This is a genomic window from Aquirufa sp. (assembly GCF_044377215.1).
Classification (GTDB): domain Bacteria; phylum Bacteroidota; class Bacteroidia; order Cytophagales; family Spirosomataceae; genus Aquirufa.
In genome coordinates, this window is record NZ_JBILJM010000009.1 from 19011 (window position 1) to 31749 (window position 12739).

At 40.2% G+C, this 12739-nt stretch carries 5 protein-coding genes; all 5 read left to right on the forward strand.

Annotation, left to right across the window (positions count from 1 at the left end; genetic code table 11):
- Nucleotides 1-51 precede the first annotated feature (51 nt).
- A complete protein-coding gene (locus ACIQ6T_RS04605; protein ID WP_395784714.1) occupies nt 52-2991 on the forward strand; it encodes a SusC/RagA family TonB-linked outer membrane protein in 2940 nt (979 codons plus the stop codon).
- 19 nt (nt 2992-3010) lie between these two features.
- Entirely contained in the window at nt 3011-4525 is a 1515-nt protein-coding gene (locus tag ACIQ6T_RS04610; RefSeq protein ID WP_395784716.1) for a RagB/SusD family nutrient uptake outer membrane protein, read from the forward strand.
- A gap of 278 nt (nt 4526-4803) precedes the next feature.
- Nucleotides 4804-8019, forward strand: a complete 3216-nt coding sequence (locus ACIQ6T_RS04615; RefSeq protein ID WP_395784718.1) for a SusC/RagA family TonB-linked outer membrane protein — start codon at nt 4804-4806, stop codon at nt 8017-8019.
- A gap of 21 nt (nt 8020-8040) precedes the next feature.
- A complete protein-coding gene (locus ACIQ6T_RS04620; RefSeq protein ID WP_395784720.1) occupies nt 8041-9471 on the forward strand; it encodes a SusD/RagB family nutrient-binding outer membrane lipoprotein in 1431 nt (476 codons plus the stop codon).
- Between the two features lie 162 nt (nt 9472-9633).
- Nucleotides 9634-12738: a SusC/RagA family TonB-linked outer membrane protein gene (locus tag ACIQ6T_RS04625; protein ID WP_395784722.1), complete on the forward strand. Its 3105-nt coding sequence runs from the start codon at nt 9634-9636 to the stop codon at nt 12736-12738.
- Nucleotide 12739 lies beyond the last annotated feature (1 nt).

Here is a 12739-nt window from a genome sequence, read left to right on the forward strand (position 1 = left end):
ATTAGTATAGTAAGTTGTCAACAAATTTTCACCCCTAACAAAAAAAAGTACATGAAAAAAAATTTACTCATGACTTTCCTGTTGGCTTTCTTCACCCTAACCAGCTTAATTGCGCAGGAAAGAAAGATAACGGGAAAGGTAACTTCGGCCGAAGATGGCTCAGGTTTACCAGGTGTTTCAGTTTCGATTAAAGGAACAGCCAAAGGAACGCAAACGAATGCTGAAGGAGTTTACTCCGTTTCAGTGCCCAATTCTACTACATTGGTATTCTCCTTTGTAGGATTAAATTCACAATCAATTTCAGTAGGTAACCAATCGGTTATCAATGTCGTGTTATCTGCGGATTCACGTCAGTTATCTGAGGTGGTTGTAACGGGTTACAGCTCCGTACAGAAGAGATCTTTTGCAGGGGCTACTGCAAATATTTCATCAAAGGAAGTAGCCAAGCAGACATTTGGATCATTTGACCAAGCTTTACAGGGTGCCGCTACAGGTGTTTCTGTTATGGCGAATGGTGGTCAGCCGGGCCAACAAGCTGTTGTTCGTATTCGTGGAAACGGTTCCATCAATGGTGTGAATACGCCATTATTTATTTTAGATGGCGTTGAAATTTCAGCGGCAGATTTTCAAACAATGAACCAAGGTGATTTTGACGGTATCGAAGTTTTAAAAGATGCGGTTTCTACCGGTATTTATGGTTCTAGAGGAGCTAATGGAGTATTTGTCATTACTTCTAAACGAGGTAAAGCTGGTCAGGTTCAAATGAACTACGATTATCAAATAGGACAAAGTACCATGCCTCAGGATCGCCTTATCGTTATGAATAGCGAAGAGAAGATCAAATATGAGCTTCAACGAGGCAATCCGTATGGTTGGTCAAAAGCAGAGAGTGATTCATTAAGCAAAGTGAATGTTAATTGGCGCGATGAATTATTCCGCACCGCACGTACCGAACAACACCAAATTTCTGCAAACGGTGGAACGGAAGCAAGCAAGTTTTACGCGTCTTTAGCCTACCTTGATCAACAAGGTATCGTTAATACAACGGGTCTGAAGCGTTACACTGCACGAGCGAACGTCGATAACACAGTTAAGAATTTTAAATTTGGTTTAGGAATTCAAGGTGGTTTTTCAAACAGAACCAATACGTCGGAAGCTAATACCTTCTTAAGTTCACCATTGAATGCGATTCGTTGGAGTAATCCGTACGAAGTAGCAAAGCTTGCTGATGGAAGTTTTAATGAATCAGGTGGTCCAAATACGGGTCAATTTGGTTCAGGTCAGCCGAATGGCGCGATGGAGTTGTTTTTGAATTATAACTACAACAAACAGATTAAAGGTGTGGCTACTTCTTACTTAGAGTATCATATTCCTGCTGTTAAAGGCTTGTTCCTACGTACAAACTGGGGTGTAGACTATACGCAAAATGAAAATGCCGACTTCGTAGATCCGAAGGTTTCTGGTGGTATTGCTCGTCAAGGTATCTTGACAAGATCAATGAACAGAAATTTCCGTTATACAGGAACGACCTCATTAAACTACAATGCAACCTTTGGAAAGCATGAAGTAAGTGCTGGGGTATTTGGTGAATTGATTAAGAATGACTTCAGATCATTTGGATTTACGGGTTATGGATTTACGAATGGCTTTACCAACGAAGCTGGTATCACACCAGGATCAGCAACTACACCAAATTACATTCCAGCTGTAGCAGGTAATGGAAACCAATATGGATTGATGTCCTTATTCGCAACAGCTAATTATGGCTATGATGGTAAGTATTACGTAAACGTTGTTGCTAGACGTGATGGATCTTCACGTTTCGGTTTGAACAATAAATGGGCAAACTTTGGATCTGTGGGTCTTGTTTGGTTAGCGAGTGAAGAAGCATTTATTCGCAACATTACATTTATCGACAACCTTAAGTTTAGAGCAAGTTATGGTACGACGGGTAATAATGGTGCTGATTTATATCCGATTCCGCAATTTGGAAGAACTTCATATGCAGGTATTGGAGCATGGTCACCAACGGTTGCGGGTAATCCTCGTTTAACTTGGGAGATTAACTCAACGGCCAACATTGGTGTTGATTTCTCCGTGATGAGAAACAAAATTAATGGTACGATAGAAGTCTACAACAGAAACACAACAGATCAGTTTTACAACCTACCAGTAGATCCTTCTGCAGGTGGTTTCACAACGATACAAAGTAATTTCGGTCAAGTTAGAAACCAAGGAATTGAAGTTTCATTAAACTCTGATTTGATCAAAACTGCTTCATTCACATGGAATGTAGGTGCTAATATTTCATACAATAAGAATGAAATTTTGGAGTTACCTCAAGATAATGTAATCTCTGGTGTTACTGTGTTAGCAAAAGGTAGCCCAATCAATACCTTATTCCTTGTTCCTTACGCTGGTGTAGATCCAGAAACAGGAAATTCATTGTACACGAAGTTAGATGGTACAAAAACACAAACGTTCAACGTAGCTGATAAAATCAAGTATGGTACGTCTGATGCGCCATTATTTGGTGGCTTAACAACGCGTGTTTCTTATGCTGGTTTTGATTTAAGTGCGCAGGCCAACTTCTTCTTGGGTAGAGAAATGTATAATAATGATTTAAATAACATTATTAACCCAACGTATTATTTCGATAATATGCATATTTCTATGTTGAATGAGTGGACGCCAACGAATAAAATCACAGACGTTCCAAGACCAGGAAATCCGTACAGAGCGCAAACATCTAGATTAATTGATGATGCTAGTTTCTGGAGACTGCGTAATGTAACCTTAGGGTATACATTCAAAGCAGCTACATTAAAGAAAATTAAAGTTAGAGCTGCACGCGTTTTTGTTCAAGGACAAAACTTATGGACATCAACTACCTTTAGAGGTTTTGACCCAGAAGCTACTGGAACTTCGTTAACGGGCGCTCAGTACCCTTCTTTAGTACAGACAACGTTCGGTTTAAACATAGGGTTTTAATTATATAAACACAGAAATTATGATACATAAAATATTCAAACGTAGTGCTGCATTGCTATTTTTAGCTGCATTTACGTTACAAAGCTGTCAGGACGAATTCGTCAATCTCGCTCCAGAGTTTACGCTGGATGCTGTCAACAATCCATCAAGTATGGGACAGTTAGAGCAGGTACTAGATGGTGCTTATGCTAACTTTAGAGCTGCAGACTATTATGGATCTGCAAGTGGAACCGGAAGTGGTGCTGGTATCATGCCGGATGTAATGAGTGATAACTTGTATGAAACGATTCAAACTTTGGCAAATTCAAGAGATATGTCAAACTTCCAATTTCAGCAAAATACCGCTCAAATCACGAATATTTACAATGCGATGTACAAGGTAATCTCGGTTGCCAACATTGTTTTGCGTGATGTAGACAAGTTTACAACGCCTGCAAATAAAAAGACGGCCAATCGAATTAAAGGTCAGGCGCATGCGATTAGAGCTTTAGCGCATTTTGATTTATTCAAATATTTTGCAGAAAACTACGATCGTAACAGCACGACTACATTAGCTTTAAATTACAGTAAGACTTTTGAAATTTCTTCTGAGGCAAAGCCAGTCAGATTAAATAACAAAGTGTACTATGATGAGTTGTTCGCTGATATCAATGCAGCACAAACACTTCTTGCTGATGTTGATAAAAATGTAAACCAAGGTTTTGCAGCAATCAGACCAAAAATGGGTCTAGCAGCAGCGAACCTTTTAAAGGCAAGAGTTTCTCTTTATGCTGGTTTGTACGCGGATGCGATTGCAGCGGCTACTGCTGGTATCGCTATTGCACCAGCCTTGGTTAGCAATCAAACTACCTTTAATGGGATGTACTCAGAGGCAGCCGCTGGAGAGATTATCTGGAATGTACAATTTGACGCTGGTCAAAGTGGGCCAACCTTTCTTGCCTTCTTTGCAACGAACAACAGAAGTTATTTCAGACCTGCTTTAGAAATCGCAACGATTGCGGGTACAACTGGTTTGATTCGTAGTAATGACATCCGTTACGGTGCTTATTTTGCGAATGTCAACAGAACTACGGAAGTTCCTCAGGCCTTAGCTTTAACTAAGTACCGTGGTAAAGGTGGTGTTTCTAACGGTAATGCGAATTTTGTTGCCATGAAAACTGCTGAACTTTATTTGATCAGAGCTGAGGCGTATGCACGTTCTAGCACGCCGCAGAATGAATTGGCGATGCGAGATTTGAATGCATTGCGTACAGCTAGAATTAGTGGCTATGTGAATGAGGATTTAACAGGCGCTACGTTGGTTAATGCAATTGCCGATGAAAGAAGAAGAGAGTTCGTTGGCGAAGGCCACCGTTTCTTTGACTTGAAGCGTACATCTAGAACATTAACGCGTGGAAGTACGTGCGGAATTCCAGCACAATCTCCAATCGATAAGTGTTCATTAACGCCTACATCACGTGAGTGGTCATTCCCAATCACGGAGACGTTGACGAATGCAAATCCTAATTTGGTTCAAAATCCAAGTTGGAAGTAATCTTTTAGTCATTTTCATGACGGAAAAAGGGGGTAAGCGAAAGCTTACCCCCTTTTCTTTTGTCAGGGGTTTCACTCCTCACAATTATATGGTATACATCCCAGCTGTATCAGATTGTTTATTTAGTGGAAATTCAAGAAAATATTTGGCTTTGTTGAATTAAAGTGGTGTTTATGTAAGCCGAACACTCCTTTTTCGCAATTTTCTTTGGTCACAAAAGATATTTTCCTAATTTGCATAAATTTTATTTATCTTTTTCATTAATTAAACTAATCAACATGAAAAAACTCTTACTCATTTGGGTAATGGTAATGACTGCGTTCAGTTCATTATTTGCTCAAAACTCAGTTTCAGTGAGACAGGTAACTGGTCAAGTTACTTCATCTGAGGATGGCACAGCGCTACCCGGCGTTAGTGTTAGCCTAAAAGGTACCGCTCGTGGTACAACGACTGGCGCCGATGGATCTTATAAGATTTCAGTAGGCGACGGTGCTGTTTTAGTATTCGGTTTTGTTGGATACAAGCAACAAACAATTTCAGCAGGTAGTCAAACTGCAATTAACGTTGTTTTAGTAACGGATGCGTCTGAACTTAACGAAGTTGTGGTAACGGCATTAGGCCTAACGCGTACGAAGAATTCATTACCTTATGCTGCCCAGCAAATTAAAGGAGATGAGTTAACACGTGTGCGTTCAGGAAATGCGTTCCAAGCTCTTTCTGGTAAAGTAGCTGGTTTACAGATCACACAAGGTAACTCGATTGGTGGTTCAACTAACGTCGTTATTCGTGGTACTAAATCTTTAACTGGGAATAACCAAGCGTTATTTGTCGTTGACGGTGTGCCTATCGATAACTCGAATAAAAATTCGGGTAACCAAACAACGGGTCGTGGTGGATATGATTATGGTAATGCTGCGGCAGATATCAACCCAGATGACATTGAGTCAATGACTGTATTGAAAGGTGCTGCGGCAACTGCGCTTTACGGTTCTCGTGCTTCGAATGGTGTAATCATGATCCAAACGAAAAAAGCGAAAAAAGGTCTAGGTATTACAATTAATACGGGCTTAACAGTAGGAACAATTGATAAATCTACGTTTGCGAAATACCAAAATGGGTACGGTGCAGGTTATTCTGATCCGTATCAAAAAGATGGTTTCTTGTATTTTGATGCCAATGGTGATGGAAAGGATGATTATGTCGTTCCTACAGCGGAAGATGCTTCTTATGGAGTTAAATTTGACAATCGCCCAGTTTACACGTGGGATTCATTTGATCCAGCAGGACCAAACTACATGAAAACAAGCCCATGGGCTGCTGCGAAAAATACGCCAGAAACATTCTATGAGACGGCTATTTCGAACAACACAGCTATTCAATTAGATGGTGCTACAGATAAAGGAACCTTTAAATTAGGATTTACGCGTAACGAAGAGCGTGGTACTTTACCAAACTCGAACGTGACGAAGAATATCATGAATTTGGGTGGTTCGTATAATGTTTCTAGCAAATTGACAGCTTCGGCTTCAGCAAATTTCTCGATTGTAGATGGTAAAGGACGTTACGGTACAGGTTATAGTGGCTTGAACGTAAATCAAAATTTCCGTCAGTGGTATCAAACCAACGTAGATATTCAAGATCAAAAAACAGCGTACTTTCGTAACAGTCAAAACGTTACTTGGAACTGGGCTGATCCATCTTCAGCTGCTGGTTTGAAGCCTATCTACACAGATAACTACTACTGGATTCGTTATCAAAACTATCAAAATGATACGCGTACACGTATTTTTGGTAATGCAATGTTAAACTACAAAGCAACTGATTACTTGAATTTCATGGGTCGTGTTACGGTAGATACATACAATGAATTCCAAGAGGAGCGTACTGCAGTAGGTTCTCAAGGGGCTGCTTCATATAGCCGTTTCGATCGTACGTTTAATGAAACTAACTACGACTTATTAGCCAACTTCGACAAAAACATCATCAAAGATGTGAACTTGAAGGCGTTAGCTGGTTTGAACTTACGTCAATCATATGCTCGTTCAATCTTTGCAGCGACAAATGGTGGTTTGATTGTTCCAGGTTTGTATTCAGTTGCTAACTCAAAAGGTACGGTAGCTGCTCCATCTGAGTCATTTACGCCGCGTGAAGTATTTGGTGTATTTGCTGGTGTTACATTGTCTTACAAGAATTTCTTGAACTTTGATGGAACAATTCGTCAAGATCAGTCTTCGACGTTGCCGGTGGATGCCAACAAGTACCTTTATTATTCAGGAGCTGCTAGCTGGAATTTCTCTGAGCATTTCACGGATCTTCCTTGGTTGACATCTGGTAAGTTGCGTGTTAACTATGCAACGGTGGGTAATGATGCTCCTTGGGGTGCCATTAAGAACGTGTATGATCAACCAGCACCGTTTGGTTCAACGATCTTGTTCTCAGCTCCATCGACACAAAATAACCCTACATTGAAGCCTGAGCAAACTCAATCGAAAGAGATAGGTTTGGAAATGGCTTTTATGCAAAATCGTATTGGATTTGATTTGACATATTATCAAACAAATACCTTAGATCAAATTATGCCAGCTTCGGTAACTTCTTCTACTGGTTTCTCATCAACGTATGTAAATGCGGGTAACATTGAGAACAAAGGTTTTGAGTTAAGCATCTTTGCAAATCCAATTAAAACAGCAGATTTCTCATGGAATTTGAATGTTAACTTTACGCGCAATAGAAGCATGGTGTTGAGTCTTTACAATAATAGCCAAAATTTACAGTTGGCAACATTCCAAGGTGGTGTTTCATTGAACGCTACCGTAGGACAACCTTACGGTATTTTGCAAGGAAGAACTTGGAAGTTTGTGAATGGCGAGAAATTAGTGAAATCTAATGGACGTTATGACATGACTACGACAACTACGAATAACATTGGTAATGTTAATCCAGATTGGATTGGTGGTTTGAATAATTCGGTCCGTTATAAAAACATAACGTTTAATTTCTTGATTGATATTAAGAAAGGTGGTTCTGTATTCTCATTGGATCAGTATTACGGTGCGGCTACAGGTGTGTTAGTTGAATCTGCAGCTTTAAACGACAAAGGAAACCCTTCACGTAATTCAATTGCCGAAGGTGGTGGTGTGATTATGCCAGGTGTGTTAGCCGACGGTTCTAAAAACACAATTCGTGTGGAGAATGATTACGGTACATATGGCTATGCATACAATCCAGCGGCGGCTTTCGTTTACGATGCCGGTTATGTTAAGTTGAGAGAAGCAAACTTAGTTTACGCTTTGCCAAACTCGATTGTACGTAAATTAGGTGGAGTTAAAGGAGTAGACGTATCTGTGTTCGGACGTAACCTTTGGATAATTCAGAAATCAGTTCCTTATGCTGATCCAGAAGAAAATTTATCTGCTGGTAACGTGCAAGGATACCAGTCTGGAGCATATCCAACGACACGTTCTATCGGACTTAACGTCAAGTTGTTGTTTTAATCATCCCAAAAATTTATACTGATGAAAAGAATATTAATCGTTTTTGTACCGCTGTTGGTTTTATTTACAGCTTGTACAAGTGACTTAGCTCAACTAAATGTTGAGACAAAGAGGCCTGCAGCAGTTCCTGCACCTACTTTATTTTCGAATGCTACGAAGACCCTAGCGAACTCGTTGGCATCTGCTAGTGTGAATACGAACGTATTCCGTTTTACAGTTTCGCATTGGGCGATGGCTGTATACCAAGATGAAGCTCAATATGATTTCAATACGCGTGCCATTCCAAATGGCTGGTGGACGACGATGTACCGTGATGTAATCGCGGATTTACGTGAGTCTGCTCGTTTGATCAATGCAGATGCTTCACTTGCTCCTGCTGAAAAGGCGAATAAAATTGCGATTTTGGATATTATGGAAGTGTATGCCTACAGTGTTCTCGTGAATACGTTCGGAAATGTTCCTTACAAAGAGTCGATTAATTCGGCTATTTTGTTTCCTAAATATGATGATGCTAAAACGATCTCTGCTGATTTATTGGCTCGTTTGAATGCTGATATTGCCAAAATCAACCCAACTGCAAATAGTTTCACAGCAACTGAAGATTTAGTTTACAAAGGATCTGCTGCGAAATGGATAAAGTTCGCAAATACGCTACGTTTTAAACTTGGTATGGTCTTAGTGGATGTAGATGCTGCGGCTGCGAAAACAGCTGCTGAGTCTTCTGATGCGGGTGCTATTTCTGCTGCAGCTGATAATGGTTTGTTTACATTCCTTTCTTCTTCACCAAATCAAAATCCTTTATTTGTGGATATCGTAACGGGTGGTCGTCAAGATTACATTGCTGCGAAAGATTTGATGGATAAGTTGATTGGATGGAATGATCCGCGTAAAGCTGCTTTCTTTTCGAAGAATAACGCGGGTAACTACGCAGGTGGTATTGTAGGAAAATCGAATACATTCGTTGATTTTTCTCGTGCCGGTGCAAAAGTTATCGAAGCTGCTTCTCCATATATATTAGCGGATTACGTAGAAACTGAGTTTTTACGTGCTGAGGCAAAAGAAAGAGGATTTAGCGTAGCGGGTTCAGCCGAATCACATTACAATAACGCAATTACAGCTTCTATTCTTTATTGGGGTGGAACTGCTGCTGATGCAGCTGCTTATTTAGCTCAAACAGATGTAGCCTATGCGACAGCTGCTGGAGATTGGAAGCAAAAGATTGGTACGCAAAAGTGGATCGCACTTTACAATCGTCCGTATGAGGGTTGGGTAGAGATTCGTCGTTTGGACCAACCGAAAATTGCAACACCTATTAATGCGAAATCGGGTTTCCCAACTCGTTTATCATATCCATCTACAGAGCAAACTTTAAATGGTGCTAGTTATACAGCGGCTGCTTCGGCAATCGGTGGTGACGTGGTGACAACAAAGTTGTTTTGGGATAAGAATTAACATATTTTTTGTTAGGGTGTAGAAAGGGCGATCCATTGGGTCGCCCTTTTTTTGCCAAATAATATTTTTTTATGGAGCTTATAAAGAAGATTTATTGATAATACATGGGGTTTTGGCGTATGAATACTAATTTTCGAATCAATATTCATTAAACTAAACAACATGAAAAAACTAGTACTCTCCTGGGTGTTAATAATGACTGTAGTCAGCACATTATTCGCTCAATCAAGGCCAGTTACCGGTAAAGTCACTTCATCTGAGGATGGGAGTACAATTCCGGGTGTCAGTGTCAGCATCAAAGGTACAACGACAGGAACAACGACGTCTGCAGATGGAACCTACAAAATTTCTGTAGGAAATGGTGCTTCGTTAGTATTCTCTTCTGTAGGTTTCCTCAATAAAACGATTCCTGTAGGTAACGCGAATTCACTTAACGTAATTTTAGAGGTAGACTCCAAATTACTCAATGAGGTTGTCGTAACAGCGGGTGGAGTCCTACGAGATAAGAAATCGTTAGGTTACGCAACATCAACGATTACGAACGAGCAATTGACGGTAGGTAGAACAACGAACCCTGTGAATGCACTTGCTGCGAAGGTAGCCGGTGTGCGTATTGCTTCGTCAAATGGTATGGTGGGATCATCCACTGCTATTTTTATTCGTGGTTTTACGACGTTTACGGGATCGAACCAACCCTTATTTGTGGTGGATGGTGTGCCGATCGACAACGGTGGAGGTTCTAACGCATTGCAAAACGGTGTGTCTAACTCGAATAGAGCGATTGACATTAACCAAGAAGATATTGAGAACATGTCGATTCTGAAAGGTCCAGCAGCAGCTGCACTTTATGGTTCAAGAGCGGCCAATGGAGCGATCTTGATTACCACGAAAAAAGGTAAGACGGGTCAGAAAAATAGCGTAGTTTTTAACTCTTCATATAACATCGTTGAGGTAAATAGATTACCTGATTATCAAAATGAATATGCACAAGGATCATTAGGAAGATATAATCCGATCAATAACCTATCCTGGGGACCTAAAATAGCAGGTCAAGCTGTAACGAACGCTTTTGGAAAGCAAGAGAATTTAACAGCTTACCCAAATAACGTGTCAGATATTTTCCAACAAGGTATTAATATGCAGAATAACCTTAGTTTCCAAGGTGGAACGGATAAGTCAGCATTTAGATTCTCATACGGAAATCTTCAAGAAACGGGTATTTTAAGTAGTAATTCCCTCAATAGAAACAACTTTACCTTGAATGCTAATTCACAGGTTTCGGAGAAACTATCTGCTAGTGTTTCTGCGCAATACATTACTTCAGTTTCTGAAAGATCACAAATTGGTAACCAACTTTCGAACCCGTTCTTTAGATCATGGTTTATGCCAAGAAACTATGATTTATCAGGAATTCCATTCGAAGATCCTGCCACAGGTAATCAAGTATTTTTTGATAACACAGATAACCCATACTGGACATTGAAAAATAACACGTTCACAGATGAGTTGGATCGTGTAATCGGTAATGTTGCCTTGAAATATTACCTAAAGCCTTGGTTAGCGGTTAATTATCGATTAGGTGTTGACGCCTCTGCTTATGGCACTGTAGGTTATGACCAGATTGGTGCACGCGGTGGTGCAAATACATCTGCTGGCGGTACGGGTGGTATTGCGAATAGTTCATTGACTTCAAGAGATATGAACTCCTATTTCCAGATTATTGGTAATAAAAATATTACGGATGATTTGAAGTTGGACTTTAATATCGGTAATGAGATCGTTGAAAGTAGATCCACGTACACGAGTACAACAGGTAGAAACTTAGCGATTAGAGATCTAAAGAATATTTCCAATGCTTCGGTGGTAACTGCATTTAATCAATCAGCAAACAGAAGATTAGTTGGTGTATTCGGAGAGTTTAACTTTAGCTACAAAGGTTATGCTAACCTTAGCTTTACAGGTAGAAATGATTATTCTTCTACGTTTGGTGCGGGTCAGAACTCATATTTCTACCCATCTATCGCAGGTAGCTTTATTGCCACGGAGGCATTCCCTGCATTAAAGTCAACGGCATTGAGTTTCTTGAAATTATCTGGAAACTATGCTAAAGTAGGTAAAGAGGCAGGTACGTATGCAACCAACACATTATTCCTTTTAGCAGGAGCTAGTGATGGTTTCGGTCCTGTAATCAACTTCCCTTACAATAACTTGGGTGGACGTACATTGAGCAACACGCAGGCTGACCCGAACTTGGGACCTGAGTTTACGACTTCAAGAGAAATTGGATTAGAGGCGAAATTCTTCAAGAACAGAGTTGGTATTGAAATGAATTATTTCAACACCTTGTCGACAGACTTGATCTTTGCTGTGCCGGTAGGTCCATCTACTGGTTTTACTTCACAGAACAGAAATGCTGGTTCATTGAAGCAAAAAGGATTTGAATTGTTAATTACAGCTACTCCATTGCAAACAAGTAAAGGTTCATGGGATATCTCAGCTAACTTTACCACATTAGATCCAATTGTTGAATCGTTAGCAAAAGGGGTTGAATTTATCCAACTAGGAGGATTTACTACGCCAGGAACACGTTTATATGCAGGCCAACCGTATGGTTTATTGTTTGGTTCGGTATTTAACAGAGCTTCAGATGGTAAGAAATTAATTGGCGCGAATGGTTTAACGTCGTTGAGCCCATTGCAAGGAGCAATCGGAAATACCAACCCGGATTGGACAGCTGGTATCACCAACAATATCCGTTACAAAAATTTCAATTTCAATTTCTTATTGGATATCCGGAAAGGTGGCGATGTGTATTCTCGTAATATCGGTGACTTGTATCGTAGTGGTACAGCGAAAGAAACAGCTGAGTTTGCTCGATTAACTGCGACGGGTGACGTAGCTAAACCTTACGTTATTGAAGGGACATTGGCTAACGGTCAGCCAAATACAACTCCTGTTTCTGCGCAAGATTACTGGAGTAATATCTACAACTTTGGTACGGGAGAGTCTTATGTATTCGATGGTTCATGGTTAAGACTACGTGAGGCTTCTATTTCCTACACGGTGCCAAGTAAAGTATTAGCTAAGACGCCAATAGGTAAAATGGAGTTAGGCGTAAATGGACGGAATCTATGGTTGTATGCACCAAATTTCCCTCATTTCGATCCAGAGACCAATGCAACAGGTGTGACAAATTCACAAGGTTTTGAAGCAAATGGTTTACCTCAAACCAGAAATTATGGTTTCTTCTTACGAGCTACTTTTTAAT

Excerpts from the sequence above, each read along its gene's own strand:
- ACIQ6T_RS04605 (WP_395784714.1), top strand. The coding sequence starts at position 52 with ATGAAAAAAAATTTACTCATGACTTTCCTGTTGGCTTTCTTCACCCTA.
- ACIQ6T_RS04610 (WP_395784716.1), top strand. The coding sequence starts at position 3,011 with ATGATACATAAAATATTCAAACGTAGTGCTGCATTGCTATTTTTAGCT.
- ACIQ6T_RS04615 (WP_395784718.1), top strand. The coding sequence starts at position 4,804 with ATGAAAAAACTCTTACTCATTTGGGTAATGGTAATGACTGCGTTCAGT.
- ACIQ6T_RS04620 (WP_395784720.1), top strand. The coding sequence starts at position 8,041 with ATGAAAAGAATATTAATCGTTTTTGTACCGCTGTTGGTTTTATTTACA.
- ACIQ6T_RS04625 (WP_395784722.1), top strand. The coding sequence starts at position 9,634 with ATGAAAAAACTAGTACTCTCCTGGGTGTTAATAATGACTGTAGTCAGC.